This is a genomic window from Affinundibacterium fentianense (assembly GCF_018139545.1).
GTDB classification, from domain to species: Bacteria; Pseudomonadota; Gammaproteobacteria; order Burkholderiales; family Burkholderiaceae_D; genus Undibacterium; species Undibacterium fentianense.
In genome coordinates this window covers 425,630-450,528 of sequence record NZ_JAGSPJ010000003.1, presented here as the reverse complement: position 1 = coordinate 450,528, position 24,899 = coordinate 425,630, and the positions used below count along the sequence as shown (strand labels likewise).

The window sequence follows — 24,899 nt, the reverse complement described above, 5'->3', positions numbered from 1 at the left end:
CAAGCGTGCCATGTATCCACACAAGGATTGCGTCACGAAAGCCGAGGAGAAATGAGAAAAGCACAGATTGATTTGGATAAATTACGTGTCAACAAAAGCCCCATCCACGTAAATCCAAACAACTTAGCTCCGTCTTACTAAGTTAATTGCTTGATCAAAAATTACCTAGTCTGCAAAGCGAACTTATGCAATCGTCGTTACCGATTTAAACCGCTTTGCGGGAACAGACAGTGATTCAATTTAAAGGCGAAAGATATGTCTAAGTAGATTTACTTAGTGACAAGAGTAAATTTCAGAATTGTAGAGCACCGACACAAAGATAAAACTACGTCCCGTCCCTGTTAGCGATTGAAGACTTATCTCCTTCATATTGGAAACAAATGGACTAGCCGACCACAGTGGGGAAGTTAAACGCGTCGGCATTTCAATCACCTAGACTATTTTCGAGAGAGCAAAAAAATGCCCCGTATCAATCAATTGAAAAGCAGGTCAACTGCTTCGCGCACAGTTATGCAACTGGCTATCGCAAGCGTTTGTAGCATGCTTGCCATCCAATCTGACGCGCAAGAGGTTTTAAATAACAAGAACGCACCACAACGTAACGAAGAAAAGAAAGATGAAATTGCCGAAGTCATTGTGAGCGCCACACGGCAAGCGACCTCGTTGCTGAAAACCCCGGTCGCGGTCACTGCACTGAAAGCCGAAGATTTACTTCGGGCAAATGTCAAAGAGTTACTCAACTTGAGTGGAACGGTACCAAACGTACAGTTCGGTCTATCCAACGGCGACTCAGGAGTCTTGGTATCCATTCGCGGTGTTACCTCAACCAACTTCACTGAGATCGGCGATCCAGCGGTTGGTATACACATCGATGGAATTTATTCACCAAGGCCACAAGGATCGCTCGCATTGATGTTCGACTTAGATCAGGTTGAAGTCCTGCGCGGTGCCCAGGGAACCTTATTTGGACGCAATTCAACTGCGGGTGTCGTCAATATTCTGCCAGCCAAACCCGATTTTAAAAATAACTACGGCTGGACCTCGCTCAACCTAGCTAATTACAACGGCAAAGAAATTCGCTCCGTCTACAACTTTAGCTTGGCTGACAATTTCGCATTACGCGCTGCGATTATGAGCGACAAACGCGACGGCTATATTCAACAGGAGCGAGATCTCAGCGATCGAGGTGTTTTACTCTCGGAAGGAAACGGCGGTGCTCACTTCACACCGGATGGCAAACCCGATGTTGATCAACGCTTAAATCGAGTACTCTCACCCAAAGACTACTACAGCAATTCGAATCAATGGGCTACCAGACTCACTGCACGTTGGGGCATCAGCAATGAGTTGGAATGGACCGGCGGATTTGAGCACTACCAAAATTCTGGCGCGGGTGACGTTGGGTTAAAAGACTGCAAGATGGCCGCAGGCACACGCTTCGCTTGCGGTCCACAAGGTCAGTGGTATGCAAAAGTCAATGTGCCTGGTAAGCTAGATATGAGTATAGACACATACCGAAGCAATCTTGTGTGGAAACTATCACCACAAACAGAGCTTGGTTACAAAGTTGCTTACGCTGTACAGAAACGTACCCAGTTTCATGATGACGATGGCGGACAATCTTTTCTCGCTTCAGATGTGGGTGTAATGGAGCCTTGGGGAAACTGGGGTGCTCAACATGCTTTGGATTGGGCAAGCTATACACTGGACTCAAATTACAAATCTTTGGTAAATGAAGTTCAAATCAAACAAAACTTCGATCAATGGCGCTACGTTGCAGGTGTCTTCAACATGGCCGAAAAAAATGCGATTAATTTCGCTCAGGACAATCTCATCGCTGCACCATGGGGAATGCCACAAGGACAGTTTTACGCGCAACCAGATCGTCAGGTCCATTCGAAAGCGATTTTTGCACAAGCTGATTTCAAGTTGGCCGATCGCCTCTCAGCCACAGCTGGTTTTCGATTTAGCAAAGACAGCCGCGAAGACCTTGGTGGTGTCAGCGCCGGGCTTTGGAGTGCCGATACACCTTGGTACTATAACGGCAAATATGTTCCCAAAGAGCTTGGCACTGGCACGCCCCACAATGGCACTGATCTCACTTTCAACATGGGGCCGTTCGCTGGTGTTGGCGTATTTCCCGACCCTGTGGTCAATACACATAAGGCAAATTGGTCCAAACCGACTTATCGTTTGGGGTTGCAATATGATCTCGATAAAACAACGATGGTCTTTGCATCTGCGGCAACCGGCTACCGCCCTGGTGGTTTTGGCGACAAATTCGATATTTGCGGAGGTGGGACATGTACCGACGGAAGCACACAGAAATATAGCTTTCTCGAATACAAACCGGAGCTAACAACCAATTTTGAAATTGGGTATAAGGGACGCCACTGGGACAATAAACTTGATTTGAGCGTCGTGTACTTCCATACTAATTACAACGACATGCATGTCACTGGAATGAACGCAGTCGGTCAACGCAAACTCCGAACCGATGAAGTTTGTCCTGATTGGAACCCCGCCTGCGATGTAGTGGCCGCTTGGAAAACAGAAAATATCGGCAACTCAAGAATTCAAGGGCTGGAAATCGAATACAAAGCACGTCCTTGGGCTGGCGGTAATTTATCGGGGTATGCCTCAGTATTGAATTCGAAGGTACTGTCTTATCCAACTTACGATGACAACTGGATGTGCGGCTACCGCCAAGAATTTGGTGCCGAACCTTGTGCACCTATCTATCTCGGCAATGATCCCAATAAACGAGGTCGTGCGATTCGCGATGTCGTCGGAAATCAACTTCCAATGGCCCCAAAGTATTCTTATGCGATCAATTACTCTCACGAAATTGAACTTGCGAATGGCTGGATCTTAACGCCTTCAATTGGTATGAGATATCAAAGCCGCATGTATTTTACCGTGCGCAATTTAAATAACCCAGTGATCGGCGACTACCAAGATCCCTATACAAATTGGACCGCTGCACTCAAATTAGCGAGTGCGGACGGGAAATGGGATGTTGAATTGTGGGGTACTAACCTCACGAACAATATTGTCAAAAATTGGATGGGCCAAGGGAATGCCGGAGGTTATACATTCAATAGCTACAATCCACCAAGAATGTTTGGAGTCCGCGCCACAATCAACTATTGAGACCAATATTGAAGACAGTCTAAATGTTACCCACATTCTAAACTGACGAGCTTCCCCCAGGACGTTCTACCACTTAGTTCCATTTACCGGGTCTCCCCCATTGCACCGGTAAAGAAAGCTGTACTAGCAATAGCCAGTTTTAAAAAGAACTGATGCCGTAAAGCGAACTGGCTTCAAACGGCAAATTTCCACAAGAGATTTGCCGTCTTTTTTCGTGACGCCAATCGTCCATTCAAGATTAACTTGTCGACCATCGCATACTCTTCATCGAAAAAACTATCTCATGGATGATGCATTTCGACCTAATGTTTGCTTTAATGTACGAATATTTAAAACCTCATTCGTCACATTCTTGAGATCTTTCCTGATTTCAATTTCTTTAGTGAACTTTATGCAGTTAGCCAAACGAAGTTTTTTTCAGAATCGCTGGTTATGGATCGGCAGCATGCTATTCCTGACCATCGGCCTATTTGCGTCTAGCACTTTGGGTTGGCTTTGGTATGCAGAAAAACGAAACACTGCAGACAGGCGATCGTCACTTGATTTGCTTTGGATGGAGCAACTCATTACTAACGAATTGGGAACGCATCAAGTGATGTTGCAAAATTGGGCGCTCGATTACGAAGTCGAATCACAAAAATCACATGATGAATTTTTACGCAGAATCGACGACCTAATCAAAAATGATCGAGCCATCCTTGCGATAGAGATCGTCGATCGATCACAGCAACGTGTAATCGGCTTACCGGAATATCAGCAACGACCAGCCAAACTTCCTCCTTTAAATGACCCACTCGTCGTGGATGCTATCGAACGTAGCCGAGCGCTAGAAGATGGGGCATATAGTCATGTGATCGAACAATTTGCGCCCCTATGGGTGCTAGCATTGCCAACCACCAACGAACAAATTCGGGGCGGCAGCATCTTGGTGACGTACGACCTCGACAAACTCTTGACCGAGGCAGTGCCTTGGTGGTTTGTGCAACGTTATGATTTAAGCTTAGTCGATAAAAATGACAAGCAACTTTGGCCGAACGAAGGCGGCTTGATCATGCATGGTAAGAAAATGAGTCGGCTCGACTTCGGTCCTGTAAATAGTGGTCTATCGCTGAAAACCAGCGTCAGGGAAGCGCAAGACTTCGACCATTTACTCTACGCGCTCGCCACGGCGGTGATCTTGTTCGGCTTACTCATTATGTGGCTCTTACGCCTACTTCGACAATGGCTAAAAGAACGACATGCAGCGAAGAAAGCTTTAAGAGAACGAGACGAACTTATACAGCATACCGCGAAATTATCTAGCTTGGCTGAATTCGCATCAGGGATGGCACACGAATTGAATCAACCTCTCGCAGCAATCGCAAATTACGCAGCAGCAGCCGAATCTTTGCTTGAGAGAGAACAACTAACTTCCCCTAAAATTCGAGAAGCATTGGAAAAGATGGGAGAGGAATCACGACGTGCTGGCAAGATCATGCGTAGCATGCGCAATTTCATTCAAAAAAACGCTAGCCTACATGAACCGTATTCACTTCCAAAACTCATCAACGAATCTATTGAATTAATCGCTGGTCGCGCAAGACAACAGCATATTGCGATTCAATTCAACTCAGATATGGAGGATCTCGTCATCGAATGCGACAGTATCATGTTAAAGCAAGTGTTATTCAATCTTATGCGCAACGCATTGGAGGCAATGGAAACCGTTGACAGGTCCCAAATTGAATCAGCGATTTTAAACATTGACTTAGTTCAATCAGACAATTACGTTACAGTAAGTGTTGTGGATCAAGGACATGGCATTTCTGAACTGCCAAAACTTTTTCAGGCGTTCTATACAACCAAATCAGAAGGTATGGGACTTGGGTTGGCGATATGTCGCACCGTCATCGAAAATCATGGTGGAAAAATATGGGCAGAAAATCTTGCCATAGGTGGCGCAGCATTTCGATTTCGGCTCCCACTATCACCACTCGCGCCTATACCAAAGGCATCAGTGTCAACATCGCGCATAAGCGAGAACGAACGCGAGAATGAAAGTCAAGTACCGCTCCCTGATGGAATGCACGATAGACTTCAGGTTTAAGAAAAATTATATTGAAAAGATATGCCATTATGAGAAAAAATATATTGCATGCTGTGCGCAAATTTTCATCTCGATCGAATCAAAGTACCTAGGATTATGACACTTCCCAATTCAGCACATATTGCCATCATCGACGACGACCCAAGCGTTCGTCATTCTTTACGTATGCTACTCGAAACACGTAACTTGCGTATCAGTGAGTTCGAACGGGCACATGACTTCCTGCAACAGGCTGATCCTGTCGAATTTCAATGTTTACTGATTGACGTACGCATTCCTGAAATGAATGGTCTAGAACTATTCGACGAATTGCTACGAAAAAGCAAGCTCCAAAATAACTACTTACCCCCCGTCATTTTTTTGAGTGGACATGGAGATATCCCTCTGGTTGTCCGTGTTTTACGCCAAGGTGCCGTCGACTTCCTAGAAAAACCTGCTGATCATCGAAGTCTCATTGACGCTATCAACCGAGCATTGGAAAGTGATGAAAAGTCCCGATTGCATTTTTTCGAACAAGCGCAAATATTGAATGAAATTGCTGAACTCACTCAACGCGAGCGTATGGTCTTAACCGAGATTGTTGCAGGCTATTTAGGAAAACAGATCGCTGATCACTTGTCTATCAGCCCTAAAACAGTCGAGGCTCACCGCTTACATATTTGCCAGAAGCTAAAAGTAAGAACCAGTATGGAACTAGCCGCAAAATTGCGCGACATTCCACCCAGTTTATGGCAACAAACCTAAAAATTTCATCGCAATGTTGCCATTCATTTGAAAAAGAAATCCTTTACACGCAAATCGAACGACACCAATCAATTGAACGCATTTAATTCGCCGATCAATGATATTTTTTCCCAGATAATGATTTTTTTACCGGTCCGAAACCTATTCTTTCGAAAGAATTGCGTTCGCACGAAGCGTCGCTTGATCTAAATTTTTTCGAATTGCCATTGAATTTTGAAGACTCTTTTTTCCATCGACAGCAGTCACTAGGCTCGCAATATGGGAGCGAAATATCGTTTCTAACTGCCCCCAAGCACTCACTACGGGATAGTGGCGGCCCAATTTAATTTGGCCAACAAATTCTGCATAATGAGGATCTTGCATTAATATTGGATCATTCAAGGCATCGATTCGGGCAGGAAGCATTCCTGACAGCTTACTAAATTTAAGTTGTGCATCGCGTGACACTAAATACCGAAGAAGCTTCCACGCCTCTTCTTTATTTTTCGAAGACTTCATCAATGCTAAATCGGAACCCGAAAAAAAAGTCTGGTTTCCTTTGATCCCCGCTGGGTAGGAAGCCACGCCAAAATTTTGTCCGGCAGCAGACTCTAGCTGCCCTCCTTTCGCTTTTGGCGTTGTCAATGTTTTCAAAACCCAAGGACCACTAAATATCACGGTATATTGGTTCGTAAAAAACCCAGACTCTATTTGTACAGAGTCTTTCTCCAGCGCCGATAAAGGGACCAATCCTTCTTCTACAAAACTCGTGTAATAGCGAATCGCTTGCAGGCTTTCGGGAGAGTTGATCGTTGCCAATCGGCGATCTGGACTCAAAAAATCACCACCCGCATTCCAAATCCAAGGAGCTAAGTTGTGTAAGATATCTGAATCACTCTTCCCAGGATAGCCCAACGCAGCAACTGGCTTCCCGTCAAATTTGATTCCATTTATTTTCTGCATTGCTTGCTTAAAGCTACTCCAATTTGCAAATGCATCGCTCGCCTTGATGCCTGCCTTCTCAAATAAATCTGTTCTGTAGTACGCTACGCGGGCGCCCGCATACCACGGAATCGCAAAAACCTGACCTTGATTGTGATGATGAGTCGTCACCCAAAGTGCCGGAAAAAAAGCACGTGCTCCGCCAACCTCATTTTGCTGTTCTAAACTCAGTGGTTCCAACGCATCCTTTGCTGAGATCGCAGCAACCCACGTACTTCCTAATTCGACTAAATCTGGGCCTTGTCCAAGTGCTGCTGCACTTACTATACGATTCCACGCACTTTCCCAATTCAACACAGTAACGTTTACCCGTAAACCTGGGTTTTTTATCAAGTATGGTCGTAAAATTTCTCGCATATCTTGTTGCGGTTGCGCAGTTGTCGACATAATCCAAATATTCAGTTCAGCCGCTATGGCGAGTGGGCACACGAAGAAAATTATGGCACCAAAAAAATGCACATAGGCTTGCCCTATTCGTTTGAAAAAAGAAGTTTTATTGATGATCTTCATGGTCGATGGCATAGATAATTTCACGATTTCTAGTGTGCCTCATTTCAGCTTGAATTGAAATCATTGCTTATTTTGCTAAGTACATTTACTTAGAAAACAAAGTACTTCTATGCATTGTCGTTTTTTGTTGTTCAGGGTAAATTTTCTACTATGTGCGGACGCAATCAAATTGCAACGAACAAGCGAATATTTTGTATTTCGGCTGCATTGATTATTTTCATTCAATCAAAAACGATCAGCAATCTTGACTCCATCGATTTCACTCTGAAAGCTATTTCTACATGCTAGCAACCATCAACTCTCTAAAGAACGAGAGAGTCCTCTCAATTGATGCATTTCGCGGTATTACCTTTTTCATCATGATCATCGTCAATGAATTAGCTGGTGTTGATGGCATCTCGATCTGGCTCAAGCACATGCCTGCTGAGGCTGATGCAATGAGTTTCCCAGATATTGTATTTCCGGCGTTCTTATTCATCGTCGGTATGTCGATTCCGTTTAGTATGAATCATCGAATTATGAAAGGTGATTCGATGATCATGCTAAATCAACATATCGCTATCCGGGCTTTAGCTCTAATCGTTATGGGTTTTTTTATGGTCAATGCGGAGGGTAATTTTCATGCCGCCAGCATGCCATTCTCAATACACCTATGGTCACTCATTTCTTACTTCGCCTTTTTGCTCATATGGGGTGTTTATGCATTTCAAACAGTTTGGATAAACCAGGCTCTGTATTGCCTCGGCATTGCTCTATTAACTGGCCTATTTCTCGTTTATCGTGGTGGGTATGATGGGTCTGAAATGATGATGCCCCAATGGTGGGGAATCCTAGGATTGATAGGATGGGCATATCTCCTGTCTTGCTGGCTATATCAACTTAGCCGTGGGCGCACTGCGGCGCTACTTCTCTTGATTGCTGTTTGTATTGCTGCCTATGCTTTACTTCATCAAATGCCTACGACTTCCAACTTCGCAAATGCAATCTGGTACCGAATTCTGATTAGTCTGGATGGGCATCTTGCACATAGTGCGATTGTCTTATGTGGCGTCGTCACAAGTGTCCTATTCTTTGAAAAGAATACCGTAGCGAAGCAATCACGTCGCTTTATTGATGCCATCTTATTCGCCTTTTGCCTCTTTCTCGCTGCTACCTGGCTTAGACAGGACTTCCCTATTTCAAAAATCTATGCAAGTCCTTCTTGGTGTTTCTACTCAGCGGCTATCTGTGTTTTATTTTTTTGCGTATTGTACTGGCTGATCGATATCCGCCATCAATATGTTTGGTTTAAGCCTGTTCAGGCTGCCGCAGTCAATCCTTTGATATGTTACTTAATCCCCTTCGTCGTTGAAGCTCTGCTCAAACTTTTAGACTTACCTTCCCCAATACGCCAATTTGAGGGCATGGCTGGAATTCTCGCTGCAATACTCTATGCCTTTTTAGTCATCGGAGTTGTCCATCAGCTCAATCGTTTCAATTTCCGAATAAAGTTTTAGTACGCAAGCAGCGATCAAACATCGCATGGCTAAACACATGAAAGATGAGATCCACTCGCTCAGGCGAGTGGTGTGCATTGCTTAAGGCTGCTGGTATAATGGGAGCTTATCCAAATAAATCCTTAGCCAATGTAAGTTTTTGATTTGACTAGGTTTTTTGTCATCAATCATGAACAAGATCAAGACTTTTTTGCTTCAATTATTCGGCAGCGTCCCTTCAACAAAGAAAACCATCTCTGAGCAGGCACAAGCTTTTATTGATACTGCAAATGATGAAATGCTTGCACAACAAGCAGAACACGCAGCAAATTGGCGCTATGGAAAAGAAAAGGCTTGGACTGCGGATCTAGAAGCTGGCGTCATCGTATTTCAATTTCATGGGGCGAGAACTGGTACTAGCCACTTTCAAACAATTGGTATTTATAATGAGATTGATAATAGCTTTGCTTGGGGCTGGGCGCAAACCAAAATCCCGCCATCGCTAAGGGAACATGCAACGATCGCCCGTCACTGGGGGCGCGCCCAAAAACACCCAATGTTCCAAAATAAAGTTGTCCAATGTACGATGGAAGATGCATGGCAATTTGCGGCCGTCACGCGAAAACTAACGGGTGCGTACAGTATTTACAGAGGGAGAGTCGGCAGTCGTTACATTTTTATGACCACCGACGAAATCCATATCGATGGTATAAGAGAACAGGCAGAGCGGCAATTAAACAAAGCAAACTCCCTTCCAATTGCGCCACCTGACAACCCAACAAAAGCAGCAATTGATAGGTCAGCAGGAAGCCATTGGGCAAATGTTCGACGCAACTTGCATTGGAAGTAGCCTTGATTAAATTCGGCCAATCAATTCCGATTGGCCGGCCTTAGTTCTTTTATTTCTTTGGTCATTTTGCACTGACGCAAGATTTACTTTGCATTGCTTGCAATGTATTCATATCATTACTCACTATGCTCACGATTACGATTAAGCAAGGCAAAGAGACCTCATTAAAAGCAGGCAATCCATGGATCTATTTATCCGCGATTGAGCGTGTCGATGGAAAATTTCATGAAAGAATAAAGTCTGGTGCTACTTGCCTCGTTCGATCTTCCAAGGGTGAATTTTTGGCACGCGCTGGTTGGAGCCCCAAGTCACAAATTCGCGCTCGGGTTTGGACTTTCGACGAACATGAAGCGGTTGACCATGCAATGTTTAAGCGTCGCATCCATATCGCCTTGCATAAAAATCTTCCTTTGCAGAATACCGCAGGAAAACCCCAGAGACTCGTGAATGGTGAGGAAGACGGTCTACCTGGACTCGTCGTCGAATTCCACGCGCTCGGAGCGGGATTCTTGTCCTGTCAATTTCAAGCAGCGGGGGTTGATGCATGGAAAGTCCCTATTGTCAAAGCACTGATTTCGGAAACAGGCTGTCAAAACGTTTATGAGCGTACTGACTATTTGATTCGGCAAGGTGAAGGATTGTCGGGCGGTACAGGCGTGTTAGCAGGTGACGCACCACCGACCAATTTATCCGCTTCAATTTCAAAATCGTCTTAAAAATAGTCCAGTACCTTGAATAAAATCATTCGAAATGAGTCGTGGCTTGATCTGAAGAGTAAGTCGTTATCGACATACTAATACAGTGCTTGGCATGAACTTGGACAAGTCAATCGAACAACATAGACGAGTCATGAACGAGGGAAATCGACTTAGATCCATCATCTGCTGTTGTAAAAAAAGCGTTTTTCGCTACCGGTCTCAAAGCATGACACTGGCAAGGTGGGAAATCTATTGACAGTCGGCAACCCACTTGGCAAAGTTGACTGATAAATCGTCAGTATCCTTACCTGACGCTTTTTCATTTCAGGTGAACCGTTGCATACTATCTTGACGTTAGCTCTCAAGTTCAAACACTCTCTTGTGCAGTTATTCCTATGGCTAATCATTGCATTTGGCATTTTTCCGTCATTTGCCTCTGCAGCAGCTGGTTCGGAATTACGGTTCCAGCGTTTATCATCCCTGGGAGTTGACCAACTTTCTAGCCTTTCACTATTGCAAGATAAGCAAGGTTTTATCTGGATAGGGACAAACAATGCTGGGCTCTATCGTTTTAACGGCTACCAAAGTGAAAAGTACCAAAGTCAAGCAAATGACAAGACAAGTTTGCCGCACGATCGTATATCAGCACTGTATGAGGATAAAGACGGACAAATTTGGGCAGGTACACAAAATGGCCTAGCGCTCTTCAATCCGCAATCCAATAATTTCACTCGCTTTGAACCAAGTTCCGGTACGCAAAACCAGCGTATTATCAAAGCAATCATCTCCGATGGTAAAACAGGGTTTTGGTTAGCGACTTGGGGTGGTTTGCAACATTTTGATCCACGCCAGGCAAAATTCACGCTTTACACCCACGACCCTGCCCGACCAGATAGTCTCGGGAGCAATGACCTCAATGCTATCGCTGTCGATGCTGAAGGGGGAGTTTGGTCGGGAACCTGGCCAGCTGGAATCGATTATTTGGCACCCGGCTCAACTAGTTTCCGACACTTCCGCATTGATGACGATGTCTCACCGGATTCAAAACTAAACATTGTTCGTTCGCTTTATCTAGGTGCAGATAAAGTCATGTGGATCGGTACTGAGAATGGTCTGGTGCGTTGGGACACCAAACAAGATTGGACAACACGACAGCGTGTTGACAGTCCCAATAGTCGAGTCAACGCCATTTATGCAGACCGAGATGGCACAATTTGGGCAGCCACCCTATCTGCTGGGCTATTACGTTGGGATCAAAAACAATCACGTTTTGTCCAATTCGTCAAACAGCCTATTGATCCTTACAGTTTGCCCTCCGACGATGTACGTGCCGTTTTACATGATCGCGGTGGAATGCTTTGGGTAGCAACACTTACCGATGGGATTGCCTTAACGAACTTAAATAGCAAGGGCTTTAAACGTGTCATACCGTTTGATGCAGATAGCGATAATCCACGCCCGAATAATTCAATAGGACGTATTGTGGGAACGCCGTCACAAGAACTTTGGCTAACCGGCAATAATGGTTTAGCGCTTTTCAGCTTGGTCGACGGCACTGTCAAAAAACGCTTTCGCGCAGATAAAAATCGCCCCGGTTCCTTAAGCAACGATCTGGCTTATAGTCTATACCGAACAAAAAATGGCACGGTATGGGTGGGAACATCATTGGGACTAGATCGACTCAACCCTGATGATACCTTTACCGTATTCCACTTTGGGGCAATTGCCGAAGACTATATTAATGTTATCGCACCGGGCGATGAGGGAATACTCTGGCTAGGTACGGGAAATAGTTTGATCCGATTTGATAGTCAAACTAACACTCACACAAAATTTACTCCTGACCCGAAAAATCCGGATAGCCGCAGTGCCAAAGGCACTACAACGATACTACAAGATAGCCGAGGGAGAGTCTGGGCTGGTGCCGAATGGGTCGGAGGCGGCTTAGATTTACTGGATCAAAAAACCGGGAAATTTGTCCATTTCCGCCATCGCTCCGACGACAGTAGCAGCATTAGCGCTGACAATATTTCCTCGCTTCACGAAGATGCAAAAGGTCGAATTTGGGTCGGTGCTACCAATGGACTGAACGAAATTATTACCACACCGACAGGTAAAATCGAATTCAAACATTTCACGGATGCGGGAAGTGTTGGAACCGCCAAAATTGTGGCGATCGAGAGCGACCTCAGTGGTCAACTCTGGCTCGCCACGGTAGATGGTCTCATTCAATTTAATCCTGAAACCGGTAAAGCCAAACGCTATACTGCCAGCGATGGTATGTCCGACAATTTTGCGGGTGCATCCTATCGCGATCGTGAAGGCAAACTTTATTTTGGCGGCACCAAAGGATTCACAATTGTCGATCCAACTCTCGTGAATTCGAACTCTAGCCCTCCCCAAATTGCCATCACCGACATCAGCGTATTTAATCGTTCTCTCAGGAGTGCAAATTTACCTAGTGGCGTCCGATTGGTGGGATCCGTAACGGCGCCGCGTGAGTTAACAATCACGGAACAAGAATCCGTGTTTTCATTAGAATTTGCTGCCTTACATTTTACAGATCCTGCGCTCAACCGTTATGCCTATCGCTTAGACGGTTTTGATCGTGAATGGGTAGAAGCTGACGCGGATCACCGAAACGCAACCTATACCAATCTCAATCCTGGTGAGTATACGTTTTTGGTCAAGGCAACAAATAATCACGGAATCTGGAGCGAAGAGGTCGCTAGTCTGCGTATCGCAATCCCCCCCAAATACTGGCAAACAACATGGTTTAAATGGTTCTTGTTTATTGCCGCTGCCGCTTTGCTGTTTTTCATTTATCGTTGGCGTATTGGACATTTAACCCGTGACCAACTTCGCCTTGAAACCTTGGTAGCGGCGCGTTTGCAGGAGTTATTGGCGCAGCAACAATTAAACCGCGACAATGCACGTCGGATGCAAGCAATTTTACAAAATGCGGCCGATGCGATTTTAACCACAGATGAATATTGGACACTTGAAACCTGCAATCGTGCAGGCCTCGAGCTATTTGGATGGTCGTCTGAAGAAATAGCGGGAATGCCATATGCCAAGCTATGTAATGAAGATTTGAGTGAGCGCTTAGCACTTTGTATTCGCAGTCCCGAATTTGCCGAAAAAGGCCACGGCGAAATGGAAGTCCAACAATTGCGGGTTGACGGTCGGCCCTTTTTTGCTGAATTGTCTATCAGTGAATTTGCCGATGCTGGACAAAGAAAATTTATCCTGATTGTCCGCGACGTCACAGAACAAAAGCGCGTCGAAAAAATGAAGACCCAATTTGTTTCGACGGTTAGCCATGAATTGCGCACACCGCTCACCGCGATTCGAGGCGGTCTTGGGCTTTTAGTCGGCGGTGTCGCAGGTACGCTCCCACCCGCAGCTGAAAAACTAGGACAAATTGCGTTAAATAATGCTGAGCGGCTCGGCCGCCTCATCAATGATTTACTCGATATGCAAAAAATCGAAGCCAATATGATGGACTTTAATTTCCAACGCGTGCCATTGAATAAGCTCATTGGCGACGCAATCGAATCGAATCAAGCATTCGCGCAAAAATTAGGTGTCGAAGTCAAGATTACAGGTTCGCTCCCCAATTTGGCTTTGCGAGTGGATCCGGATCGCTTTGCGCAAGTGATGGCGAATTTAATGTCAAATGCCTGCAAATATTCACCGCAAGATCAAGCCGTCCGTATTGAAGCCCAACTCCTCGCATCAAATCGAGTTCGAATCCAAGTCATCGACCGTGGACCTGGCATTTCAGCAGAGTTTAAAGAGCGCATTTTTCAGAAATTCTCTCAGGCGGATGCATCAGATACCCGTGCTAAAGAGGGCACGGGTCTCGGACTCGCGATCGCAAAAGAGATGGTCGAAAGAATGGATGGAGAAATCGGATTTGATACGAATCCTGAAGGAGGTACCATCTTTTATATCGAATTTCTCGGACATGAAATTCTGCCGGACTGACCCCACGATTTTTAGCAGGGTAGTGGAACAATGCTATTGAGACACGATTCATCGAGACAACATCGGTTGGATGAGAAAAGAATCGCGGCACCATCTAAACGATCTCAGCGTCTGATTCGGTTTCCACTTAATACCACTCATTTCCGCTCAATCTCAATTTGTTGCGTACCGAGGCCAATGCTAAGCTCGTGCTACATCTAGACCGCTTTCGGCGACGTCCATCACATACCATGCGTCCCATTGCGCAGCGCTAAATCTTGCGGCGCAATATCTCGAAAACAAGCGACATTTCAAAATCAGGCGAAAAAAACGCGAAAAAAATAATCGTGCTATATTTCCTGAAAATACTGGAAATTCAAATATTACTGGAACTACGGAAAAGGAATAAATCATGAGCATCAGTCCGACCAAAGAAAAATTCATCTCGCATTTCGGTGAAATGGGCAGTCGTTGGGGCATTAATCGCACGGTTGGGCAAATCTATGCACTCATTTTTCTCAGCGAAAAACCACTGTGTGCCGATGAAATCGCCGAGCAATTAACCTTTTCTCGTTCAAATGTCGGGATGAGTCTGAAAGAACTACAAGCTTGGCGCTTAGTGAAGTTGGTGCACATCCCCGGCGAACGCCGCGAATTTTTTGAAGCCCCCAAAGATGTGTGGGAAATTTTCCGCAACTTAGTGGAAGAGCGCCGCCGCCGCGAAGTAGAGCCAACCTTATCCATGCTGCGCGAAGCCTTACTTAAAAACGATGCGAAAGAGGATGCGAAGGATGGTGAAAAATATGCGCTAGAACGCATTCAACAAATGCATGACTTAATCGAACTCACTAGCGCGTGGTTTGACGACGTCGAAAAACTCTCACCAGAGACACTACAAACCTTGATGAAAATGGGCTCCAAGGTCGTCAAGTTGATTGAGTTTACGGATCGACTACGTCTTGACGGTAAATCAAAAAATTAATCGCTAGTTCGCTATTTCAAGAGAAGAAGAGAAGAAGAGAACCCATCATGTCAGCAGAACTTGCAAGCACTTTCGACCCCATGCTGTTAGCGCGCATTCAGTTCGCAGCGAATATCAGCTTTCACATTCTATTCCCCAGCATCAGCATCGCACTTGGCTGGGTACTGGTGTTTTTCAAATGGCGCTATAACCGGACCAAGGCAGAACATTGGCAACGCGCTTACTACTTTTGGGTGAAAATTTTCGCCCTCAGTTTTGCGTTAGGCGTGGTCAGTGGCATCACCATGAGCTTTCAATTTGGTACCAACTGGCCGGGTTTTATGGAAACCGTTGGCAACATCGCCGGACCACTCCTCGCCTATGAAATTTTGACAGCATTTTTCTTAGAAGCGACTTTTCTTGGCATTATGTTGTTCGGCCAAAAGCGGGTGGGAGATCGACTCCACACCATCGCCACGGTCTTGGTCGCTAGCGGTACCACGCTCTCCGTGTTTTGGATCATCGCCTTAAATTCATGGATGCATACACCAGTCGGCTTTGAGATGATCAATGGCCAAGCGCATGCAACCAGCTGGTTACAGATTATTTTCAATCCATCGATGCCCTATCGCTTTACGCACATGATGCTGGCATCCGGTTTAACCGTCGCATTTTTAATTGCAGGTATTAGTGCTTATCGCTATGTACGTGGCGGACGCAGTGACGACATTCAGATTGGTATTAAAACCGGTGTCACATTAGCGGCGGTATTGATCCCTTTGCAAATCCTCGTTGGTGATTTACATGGACTGAACACCTTACAACATCAACCAGCAAAAATCGCTGCGATGGAAGGAATTTGGGAAACCCAGCAAGGTGCCCCCGCAGTCCTGTTCGCGATTCCCGATCAAAAAAATCGTGTGAATAAAGCTGAAATTGCGATCCCAAAACTAGCCTCGCTTTATCTCACGCACGACCTCAATGGAGAACTCAAAGGACTCAATGATTTTGTCGGCAAGCATCCACCTGTCGCACCCGTCTTTTTCGCGCTTCGCATCATGGTCGGTATTGGCTTGCTAATGCTGGCGATATCTTGGCTGGCTTGCTGGTTTGTTTGGCACAAACCAGCTTTACCAGCATTCGTCTCACGCTCTTTAGTTGCAATGAGTTTTTCCGGTTGGATTGCGTTACTGGCAGGTTGGTACACCACCGAGATTGGCCGTCAACCATATTTGGTGCAAGGTGTGCTCACCACTGCCGAGGCGGCGGCCAAGGTGCCTGTCCCTATGCTAGCGAGTTCGCTAGTAATGTATTTAACGTTATATATTTTTTTGATTATTTCGTACATCTCCGTCGTCTTCTATCTAGCTCGTAAAGCAGATCGCACGGAGTCTAACGGCAGTACAGCGACCGTATCGACACCAACAACGCCAACATTCACCACTACAATTAGAGCGTAAAACATGATCACCCCACTCTACCCAGATTTATCCCAAGCCGCAGGTTGGCTACCACTCGCCTTTCTGGTCGTCATGGGCTTAGCGATGTTGGCCTACGTGATTTTAGATGGTTACGATCTCGGCGTCGGCATCTTGATGCGCAATGCGAATGATGCGGAAAAAGACATCATGATCGCCTCCATCGGCCCCTTCTGGGATGCGAACGAAACTTGGTTGGTATTAGGCGTCGGCATTCTATTGGTCGCATTTCCGACAGCACATGGACAAATACTAGGCGCGCTATATTTTCCAGTCGCGATCATGTTGTTAGGATTAATTTTACGCGGAGTCGCTTTCGATTTTCGAGTAAAAGCCCACGCACAAAATAAGCCAGCATGGAACCGCGCCTTTCATATCGGCTCCATCCTCGCCGCCTTTTCTCAGGGCTTTATGTTGGGCATGTTGGTAGTGGGATTTCAAACCAGCACTTGGAGCTATGCCTTCGCAAGTTTAATTGGCCTATGCCTAATGGCTGCTTATTGCCTATTAGGTGCAACATGGCTACTGATGAAATCAGAAGGGCAACTACAAATCAAAGCAGCAACTTGGGCAAGACGCAGTTTATGGTTAGCTGGCGTCGGCATTGCCACCATCTCCATCGTCACGCCGTTCGCCAGCCCCAGCATTGCGGAAAAGTGGTTTAGCTTTCCTAACTTTATATTGCTATTCCCTATCCCAATGATCACTGCCATTTTATTTTGGTGGATCGATAGAATCTTAAAACGCCTACCCGCGCAGTTAGTACAAGCGAACCAACGCTGGATTTGGACACCATTCGCCAGCACCGTGGGAATATTTTTCTTGGCATTTCACGGCTTGGCATACAGCTTATTCCCCTACCTCATCATCGACAAAATCACCATCTGGGAAGCCGCAAGCGCACCAGAATCTTTGATGATTATTTTCGTCGGCGCATGTATCGTGCTTCCCGTCATCATTGCTTACACGGTGATGGCTTATCGGATATTTTGGGGTAAGGCGACGCTGTTGGAGTATTGAGAGCGTTCTTCTCTCGTGAGCTTGAATGGGTCGAAGGTCAAGTTAAAGCTAAGCTCCCTTCTCCCGTAAACGGGAGAAGGGTTGGGAATAAGGGTGCTTGAGTTACTAGGAGGTTGTTTAAGCCTTCAATATTTGAGTGAATTGAACATATACGTCGAAATTACATATTCACATTTTTTGACGTCTACAGGTCGGGGATGGCCCGACAGCCAATTACCTTTTTTGCTTCGCCAAAAAAGGTAATCCAAAAAAGGCGCCCGTAGAGTCTCCACTGCGCTGCTTGCAAGCAGCTTAGAGATTGATGGCGCAAAGCATGCTTTGCGAAACCCCGTCAATCTCCCCTCGGGTGCTTAGGCTACGCTTCAGCATAATTTGTGCGTCACAAAAAATGGGAAAGTGTTAAAACTCGCTACCCTTGCAGGGTGCATCTTCGCTTGCAAGCTAAGACCGTACGCAGGCGATGTGCATGCACATCGAAACCCCTGCTTAACCTCAAACAACAACACTTTCTTATCCATTTTCTGTCAGGCACAAATTACATCGTCTCAAACGGGGGTAGGTCAAAGTCAAAAACAACGACCCACAACTGATGTTCGAAAAATATACGACCATTGATTCTGATTGTTTTGAAGTTGCCGTTGCTTTTGACGTTCATCCACTTCTGACACTGCCAATTGTGCAGGACAAAAAATGGATAAAGAAAGCTTCGTTGTTTGAGCCGAAGGCGAGTTTCGAAGCTTTCCCATTTTTTGTCTTGCTCAATTGGGAAGCCGAAGGCCAGTGGCAGCGTGGTCGCCTTTCTTTGCTTACTTTCTTTGGCGAAGCAAAGAAAGTAAGTAGCTGTCGGTCTACCACCGACCTGTGAACGATGAGCGCGTTTACGGGTAAATATATGGATAAAGATCGGTGACTCGATCGCGAATAAAATTGGCTGTTTCCGCGTGGGGAAAAAACTGCTCACCTTAATATTCTAAAATTTGTTCCAGTATCAAATTACCGTCGCGATGTTTTAAATGCTCTTACGGCGTGGGTTTCACCCGCCCTACAACACTTTGATCCATTTCACATCCTTAACACCATACTCAGCTTCAAGAAAGTTTCGAGCAGATTCAACGGTATAGTACATCTCGCCAGTAATAACTTCCTGTTGATCATTTAAGCAACTAACCCAATATACTGAATCATCATGAGCATCCACACTAACTGCAATGACAACGAGATCAGTCGACTGAAGTGGAGCTTGGCCGTTTTTCGGAAAAACATACCCGAGGGGCAAAATTTTCATCGGCAATTCAGCGTACTCAATGACTTTATTTCCATAGATAGCTGAGGGAATTTTTAGCAACACTTATAAATTCCTTATTTAAATTTAAAAGGAGAAGAATGCAAATGAATCTGTCCGACATGAATAAAAAAGTTTAACAATCGTAACCTCACTCACGCAAAACAAGATCCTCATCAAAGAACTAAAAAATCCTACCGCAACAAACTCTCCCAAACCTTCTGCAATCTCTTAACCGACACAGGCATAGGCGTCTTCAACTCCTGTGCAAACAAAGACACTCGCAACTCCTCTAACAACCAACGAAACTCAATCAACTTAGGATCCGCATCCACACCGGATCGACGCGGCGTACGTTGCCATGGCTGCGCGACGATATTCCACTCCGCCATCAACTTCGCATCACGTGCAGGATCGACGCGGAGTTTGTCCATGCGTACCGTGATCGCTTTGAGGTAACGTGGATAATGCGCTAACTGGGCAAAATCGACTTCGGCGATGAAGCGTTTGGTAACTAGGCTTTGCAATTGTTGTTGCATATCAGCGGCCGCTTGCGCGTGAGCTTTGAGACCTTGTAGCTTCTTCGGTAGGCTGTAATATTCCGCCAAAATTAAGCCTGCTAAACGCGCGATTTCGTTGGCTAATAAATTCAATCTCGCTTTGCCTTCATCACGGCGCTTATTGAACTCGCCAGAATTTTTCGGCAATGGCGATTGCATGAAAGCGCGATCTAAGGCGGTCGTGACGATTTGTTCGCGCAACTCTTCTTGTGAACCTAGCGACATAAATTGCATGCCCATTTGCTGCAAGCCTGGGATATTTTTTTCTAAGAACTTAACTTGCTCTCTCATCTGCAAGGCGAACAAACGCCGTAAGCCCACGTGATGTACGCGTGCAGCTTCATCGGGGTCATCGAAGACTTCGATGTGGCAATGCGTTTGTTTATCGACTAAGGCGGGGTAGCCGATTAAGGTTTGTTTGCCTTGTTGGACTTCGAGTAGCTCTGGCAGTTCGTCGAAGGTCCATGCGCTTAGGTTTTCCTTTAGGTTTTCTTGTTGGATTGCTGGGGCTACGGATTTTGTTGCGGTAGCGGATTTTGTCGAGCTTGACGACACTGGATTCCCGCTTTCGCGGGAATGACGGTTAACTAAGGATTCGGTTGCTGCGGATTTAGAGTTATCTAACAAGGCTAATTTGTCAGCACTGGCAATCTTTTGAAAACTCTCACGCGCTTGTGAGCCGAATTCGGCGCGTAGCGTGGCGAGGTTGCGTCCCATTTCTAATTGGCGTCCGTGTTCATCGATGATTTTGAAATTCATCGTCAGATGCGCGGGCAATTGTTCAAATTTAAAATCCGTGCTCAAGCATTGCAGGCCTTTTTGTTCGCGAATATCGGCGATCAAGGTTTCTAAGAAATTGCCTTTACCGAATTCATTGCGTTCACAAAATCCTGCTGCGTAATCCGGCAATGGAACGCAATGACGACGGATTTTTTGTGGCAGTGATTTAAGTAGTAGCTGCACTTTTTCTTTGAGCATGCCCGGCACTAGCCATTCGCAACGCTCGGCGGAAACTTGATTTAAGGAGAACAGAGGAATCCAAAGTGTCACACCATCACGCGGACTACCCGGCTCGAAGTGATACGACAGTTGCAAACCCACACCGGAAACTTGCATCAGTTTAGGGAAGAAGTCGGTGGTAATGCCCGCCGCTTCATGCCGCATCAACTCGTCTTTATTCAAGTAGAGTAATTTAGGATTGCCCTTGGTCGCTTCCTTATACCATTGCTCAAACAAGACCGCGTTGTAGACATCGGCAGGTAAATGTTTGTCGTAAAACGCTGCGATTAAATGATCATCGACTAACACGTCTTGTCGACGTGATTTGTGCTCGATATTTTCAATCTCACGTATCAGTTTTTGATTGAAGGCTAAGAATGGCGCGCGCGTATCGAAATCGCCTTCGACTAGCGCATCGCGAATAAAAATCTCACGGGCTTCTTTGGGATGCGTTAAGCCATACTGTATGCGTCGTTGGCTGTATACGACTAAGCCATACAAAGTCGCGCGTTCAAAGCCTGAAACTTGCCCTGTACGTTTTTCCCAACGTGGTTCACCGTAAGATTTTTTGAGTAAATGCCCACCGACTTTTTCTAACCATTCTGGTTGTATCTGTGCGAGGCAGCGACCGTACAAACGTGTGGTATCGACTAATTCAGCAGCCATGATCCATTTACCGGCTTTTTTTGCCAAGTAAGAACCTGGCCACACATAAAACTTGATGCCGCGCGCGCCTAAGTAATGTGCGTCTTCTTCCGATTTAAAACCAATATTGCCTAGCAAACCCGTCAACAAGGAGAGGTGTAATTGCTCGTAAGTGGCAGGTGCTTCATTCACGCGCCAGCCCTGCTCTTTGACGATAGTCAGCAATTGTGAATGCACTTCGCGCCATTCACGCAATCGCATTTGGCTTAAGAAATTGCTGCGGCAATTGTCTTGTAATTGACGATTGGTTTTTTTGTGTTCAATCGAGTCTTCAAACCACTTCCAGATTTTGAGATAGGACGTGAACTCTGACTTTTCATCCGCAAATTTTTTGTGCGCTAGATCGGCTGCGCTTTGTGCATCCATCGGGCGATCACGCGGATCTTGTACCGATAAAGCCGCTGCAATAATCAAAACTTCGCTCAAAGCTTGATTATCACGTGCCGCCAAAATCATGCGACCTACGCGTGGATCTAGTGGCAACTTGGCGAGCTCTTTACCCACCGCCGTTAACTGATTGCTGTCATCCATCGCGCCCAACTCTTGCAAGAGTTGGTAACCATCGGCGATTGCACGCCCCAAAGGTGGTTCGATGAATGGGAAAGTTTCAACATCCGTCAAGCGTAAAGACTTCATTCGCAAAATGACAGATGCCAAGGACGAACGCAAAATTTCGGGTTCGGTGAACGCGGCACGCTGTTTAAACTCTTGCTCGTCATACAGTCGAATACACACACCTGCAGCCACACGACCGCAACGACCCGCGCGCTGATTGGCTGCCGATTGAGCAATCGCTTCGACTTGTAGTTGTTCGACTTTATTACGATAGCTATAACGTTTGACGCGTGCCAAACCTGCATCGACCACATAGCGTATGCCCGGCACGGTCAGCGAGGTTTCTGCCACGTTGGTCGCTAACACGATACGACGCGCATTGGAAATCTTGAATACACGCTCTTGTTCTTGTGCCGACAGTCGGGCAAACAAAGGTAGTATTTCTACATGCGGTGGATGGTGTTTACGCAGCGCTTCGGCGGCATCGCGGATTTCACGTTCACCCGGCAAAAACACCAAAACATCACCCGAGCCTAATCGACATAATTCATCGACCGCATCGGTGATCGCCACCATTAGATCACGTTCTTTATCTTTTTCATCGGCTTGGATCGGACGATAGCGCACTTCCACTGGATACAAACGTCCTGATACTTCAATCACAGGCGCGGCTTTGCCATGCTCACCAAAATGATTGGCGAAGCGTTGCGCATCGATCGTCGCTGAAGTAATGATGACTTTGAGATCACGACGCTTGGGCAGAATTTGTTTGAGATAGCCAAGCAAGAAATCGATATTCAAACTACGCTCATGCGCTTCATCGATGATGATGGTGTCGTATTGACGTAACAGTGGATCGGTCTGGGTTTCTGCCAACAAGATACCATCGGTCATCAGCTTGACGGATGCTCCCTTGGTCAGAGTATCGGTGAATCGGACTTTAAACCCGACATGCTCGCCTATCGGTGAATTGAGTTCCTGCGCGATGCGTTTCGCAGTCGATGATGCCGCGATACGACGCGGTTGCGTATGTCCGATCAACCCCTTTTGTCCGCGCCCCAACTCCAAGCAAATCTTCGGCAACTGCGTGGTTTTACCCGAACCCGTTTCGCCGCAAACGATGATGACTTGATGTTTTTTAAGCGCTTCGGCGATTTCGTCACGTCTGCCCGAGACAGGTAATTCTTCTGGATAGGTAATTACCGGCGGTGGATTACGAAATGGCAGACTGGGCTCTGGTCGAGTCTCTGTCTTTTTTGCTGGTGCCGACTTCGCTTGCTGATGCTTATGCGTGGCTGGCCGCGGCAAGGAATTTTCTGATTGACTAGTGTTTTTAGCACCACTTCCTGAATAACTTTGGTGTGCCGCAGGCTTGGCTTGCTTATCCTTTTTAGGAAATCCAGCGGGTTTGACTTGTTGTTGTGCCGCTTGACGCAGGCTATCACGCAAAGCCTTCAAGTCTGCAGGCATTTTTTTTGGTGATTTTTGGGGAGTTTTATTATCAGACATAGCGGACGCGATTATAATCCGTCCATGGAAAATTCTGTTCAATTCGTTCATTGGCTGCGCTCGGTCGCACCGTATATTCATGCCTTCCGTGGAAAGACCTTCGTGGTTGCCTTTCCGGGAGAACTTGTGGTGGCTGGCGCCCTGCCCGTTTTGGCACAGGATTTGTCGCTACTGCATGCTCTCGGGATCAAAATCGTGATCGTACATGGCTCACGTCCACAGGTCGCCGAGCAGTTGGCACTGCGTAATGTCGAAGGCCGTTTTCATAACGGCATACGAATTACTGATACCGCTGCGCTTGAGTGCTCAAAAGAAGCTGCGGGCGAATTGCGCTTAGATATTGAGGCGGCATTCAGCCAAGGTTTGCCAAATACGCCGATGGCACACGCGGCGATACGGATTATTTCTGGTAATTTTGTTACGGCCAAACCGATCGGGATCGTCGACGGGGTTGATTTTCAGCTGACGGGAACAACCCGTAAAGTCGCTTATGACACGATAGACCGTATCTTGGATGCTGGTAGTCTGGTGTTATTGTCGCCACTAGGATTCTCTCCGACAGGTGAAGCTTTTAATTTGACGATGGAAGATGTTGCAGTCTCGGCAGCAACGGCTTTGCGTGCGGACAAACTTATCTTTATCTCCGAAACGCCGATGATGGTCGATCAAGACGGTGATGAAATTCGTGAATTATCGTATAAACAAGCGGAAGCAGAACTTGAGAAGAAATACTTAGCTTCTGACGCTAGCTTTTATCTCGAACATGCGGTCAAAGCCTCGCGTGGCGGAGTACCACGTATTCACATCGTGCCTTATAAGATTGATGGCTCCGCCCTGCTTGAATTGTTCACACATGATGGCGTCGGTACCATGGTTTCTACCGAAAACCTCGAAAGCTTGCGCGAAGCGACGATTGAAGATGTGGGTGGCATCATTAAGTTGATCGAACCACTTGAAGCCGATGGTACCTTAGTCAAACGCGGTCGTGAATTAATCGAGCGTGAAATCAATTATTTCTCCGTCATTGAGCATGATGGCGTGATCTTTGGCTGCGCCGCGTTATACCCCTTCCCTTTCGACAAAATGGGCGAAATGGCCTGTCTCACGGTGAATCCCGACGTACAAAGCCAAGGCGATGGCGAACGTATTTTGAAACACATGGAGAAACGCGCCCGTCGTGCTGGATTCCACTCTTTGTTTGTATTAACAACTCGTACCGCACATTGGTTTTTAAAACGCGGATTCGTACAAGCGAGCGTGGATGACTTGCCGAAAGATAGACAGAAAATGTACAACTGGCAACGTAAATCCTTGGTTTTAATCAAGCAGCTCTAGTGCCGTGCCGTACTTAAATCCGATTTCAA

The 24,899-nt window shown here is 46.2% G+C and carries 15 protein-coding genes; 12 read left to right on the top strand and 3 right to left on the bottom strand.

Annotated features, from left to right (window positions below):
• Positions 1-540 precede the first annotated feature (540 nt).
• The 3 genes from KDM90_RS09695 to KDM90_RS09685 all read left to right on the top strand — a co-directional run bounded on the left by KDM90_RS09695 (position 541) and on the right by KDM90_RS09685 (position 5,983).
• Positions 541-3,153: a TonB-dependent receptor gene (locus KDM90_RS09695; RefSeq protein ID WP_212675385.1), complete on the top strand. Its 2,613-nt coding sequence runs from the start codon at positions 541-543 to the stop codon at positions 3,151-3,153.
• A gap of 445 nt (positions 3,154-3,598) precedes the next feature.
• Positions 3,599-5,239 carry a sensor histidine kinase gene (locus KDM90_RS09690; protein ID WP_212675384.1) on the top strand — a complete coding sequence of 547 codons (1,641 nt, stop codon included), beginning with the start codon at positions 3,599-3,601 and terminating at the stop codon, positions 5,237-5,239.
• Positions 5,240-5,335: 96 nt separating this feature from the next.
• The gene (locus KDM90_RS09685) at positions 5,336-5,983 is read left to right on the top strand and encodes a response regulator transcription factor (protein WP_212675383.1); all 648 of its coding nucleotides are present in this window, start codon (positions 5,336-5,338) and stop codon (positions 5,981-5,983) included.
• A gap of 141 nt (positions 5,984-6,124) precedes the next feature.
• Here the strand turns inward: KDM90_RS09685 and KDM90_RS09680 are convergent, their stop codons facing one another.
• Positions 6,125-7,486 (bottom strand): sugar ABC transporter substrate-binding protein, encoded by a 1,362-nt coding sequence (locus KDM90_RS09680; protein WP_212675382.1) that lies wholly within the window; start codon positions 7,484-7,486, stop codon positions 6,125-6,127.
• Between the two features lie 269 nt (positions 7,487-7,755).
• On the opposite strand from KDM90_RS09680, the gene KDM90_RS09675 reads away from it, so the two are divergent.
• The 8 genes from KDM90_RS09675 (at position 7,756) to KDM90_RS09640 (ending at position 18,790) form a co-directional block, all read left to right on the top strand.
• A complete protein-coding gene (locus KDM90_RS09675; RefSeq protein ID WP_212675381.1) occupies positions 7,756-8,970 on the top strand; it encodes a DUF5009 domain-containing protein in 1,215 nt (404 codons plus the stop codon).
• Positions 8,971-9,139: 169 nt separating this feature from the next.
• On the top strand, positions 9,140-9,799 hold the full coding sequence (locus tag KDM90_RS09670) for a DUF6882 domain-containing protein (RefSeq protein WP_212675380.1): 660 nt from the start codon (positions 9,140-9,142) through the stop codon (positions 9,797-9,799).
• A gap of 125 nt (positions 9,800-9,924) precedes the next feature.
• A complete protein-coding gene (locus KDM90_RS09665) occupies positions 9,925-10,515 on the top strand; it encodes an SAM-dependent methyltransferase (protein WP_212675379.1) in 591 nt (196 codons plus the stop codon).
• A 363-nt stretch (positions 10,516-10,878) separates the two neighbouring features.
• Positions 10,879-14,487 (top strand): two-component regulator propeller domain-containing protein, encoded by a 3,609-nt coding sequence (locus KDM90_RS09660; RefSeq protein WP_212675378.1) that lies wholly within the window; start codon positions 10,879-10,881, stop codon positions 14,485-14,487.
• 391 nt (positions 14,488-14,878) lie between these two features.
• Positions 14,879-15,448 carry a GbsR/MarR family transcriptional regulator gene (locus KDM90_RS09655; RefSeq protein WP_212675377.1) on the top strand — a complete coding sequence of 190 codons (570 nt, stop codon included), beginning with the start codon at positions 14,879-14,881 and terminating at the stop codon, positions 15,446-15,448.
• 47 nt (positions 15,449-15,495) lie between these two features.
• Complete coding sequence (locus KDM90_RS09650) at positions 15,496-16,887, top strand: cytochrome ubiquinol oxidase subunit I (RefSeq protein WP_212675376.1); 1,392 nt, start codon at positions 15,496-15,498, stop codon at positions 16,885-16,887.
• Positions 16,888-16,890: 3 nt separating this feature from the next.
• Positions 16,891-17,925: a cytochrome d ubiquinol oxidase subunit II gene (locus KDM90_RS09645; protein WP_212675375.1), complete on the top strand. Its 1,035-nt coding sequence runs from the start codon at positions 16,891-16,893 to the stop codon at positions 17,923-17,925.
• 589 nt (positions 17,926-18,514) lie between these two features.
• Complete coding sequence (locus KDM90_RS09640; protein ID WP_212675374.1) at positions 18,515-18,790, top strand: hypothetical protein; 276 nt, start codon at positions 18,515-18,517, stop codon at positions 18,788-18,790.
• A gap of 177 nt (positions 18,791-18,967) precedes the next feature.
• On the opposite strand, the gene KDM90_RS09635 is transcribed toward KDM90_RS09640, so the two are convergent.
• Both KDM90_RS09635 and hrpA read right to left on the bottom strand, forming a co-directional pair.
• Complete coding sequence (locus KDM90_RS09635; RefSeq protein WP_212675373.1) at positions 18,968-19,273, bottom strand: hypothetical protein; 306 nt, start codon at positions 19,271-19,273, stop codon at positions 18,968-18,970.
• 128 nt (positions 19,274-19,401) lie between these two features.
• Positions 19,402-23,535, bottom strand: a complete 4,134-nt coding sequence (hrpA, locus tag KDM90_RS09630; RefSeq protein ID WP_230409707.1) for an ATP-dependent RNA helicase HrpA — start codon at positions 23,533-23,535, stop codon at positions 19,402-19,404.
• A 24-nt stretch (positions 23,536-23,559) separates the two neighbouring features.
• Here hrpA and argA point away from each other — a divergent pair, with 24 nt between their 5' ends.
• Complete coding sequence (gene argA / locus KDM90_RS09625; RefSeq protein ID WP_212675372.1) at positions 23,560-24,870, top strand: amino-acid N-acetyltransferase; 1,311 nt, start codon at positions 23,560-23,562, stop codon at positions 24,868-24,870.
• The last annotated feature ends 29 nt before the right edge of the window (positions 24,871-24,899 follow it).

What these genes read in the sequence shown, in the direction of transcription:
- argA (WP_212675372.1), top strand. Translation starts at nt 23,560, where the DNA reads ATGGAAAATTCTGTTCAATTCGTTCATTGGCTGCGCTCGGTCGCACCG.
- KDM90_RS09680 (WP_212675382.1), bottom strand. Translation starts at nt 7,486, where the DNA reads ATGCCATCGACCATGAAGATCATCAATAAAACTTCTTTTTTCAAACGA.
- KDM90_RS09675 (WP_212675381.1), top strand. Translation starts at nt 7,756, where the DNA reads ATGCTAGCAACCATCAACTCTCTAAAGAACGAGAGAGTCCTCTCAATT.
- KDM90_RS09695 (WP_212675385.1), top strand. Translation starts at nt 541, where the DNA reads ATGCTTGCCATCCAATCTGACGCGCAAGAGGTTTTAAATAACAAGAAC.
- KDM90_RS09665 (WP_212675379.1), top strand. Translation starts at nt 9,925, where the DNA reads ATGCTCACGATTACGATTAAGCAAGGCAAAGAGACCTCATTAAAAGCA.
- KDM90_RS09685 (WP_212675383.1), top strand. Translation starts at nt 5,336, where the DNA reads ATGACACTTCCCAATTCAGCACATATTGCCATCATCGACGACGACCCA.
- KDM90_RS09645 (WP_212675375.1), top strand. Translation starts at nt 16,891, where the DNA reads ATGATCACCCCACTCTACCCAGATTTATCCCAAGCCGCAGGTTGGCTA.
- KDM90_RS09655 (WP_212675377.1), top strand. Translation starts at nt 14,879, where the DNA reads ATGAGCATCAGTCCGACCAAAGAAAAATTCATCTCGCATTTCGGTGAA.
- KDM90_RS09640 (WP_212675374.1), top strand. Translation starts at nt 18,515, where the DNA reads ATGTTCGAAAAATATACGACCATTGATTCTGATTGTTTTGAAGTTGCC.
- hrpA (WP_230409707.1), bottom strand. Translation starts at nt 23,535, where the DNA reads ATGTCTGATAATAAAACTCCCCAAAAATCACCAAAAAAAATGCCTGCA.
- KDM90_RS09650 (WP_212675376.1), top strand. Translation starts at nt 15,496, where the DNA reads ATGTCAGCAGAACTTGCAAGCACTTTCGACCCCATGCTGTTAGCGCGC.
- KDM90_RS09670 (WP_212675380.1), top strand. Translation starts at nt 9,140, where the DNA reads ATGAACAAGATCAAGACTTTTTTGCTTCAATTATTCGGCAGCGTCCCT.
- KDM90_RS09690 (WP_212675384.1), top strand. Translation starts at nt 3,599, where the DNA reads ATGCTATTCCTGACCATCGGCCTATTTGCGTCTAGCACTTTGGGTTGG.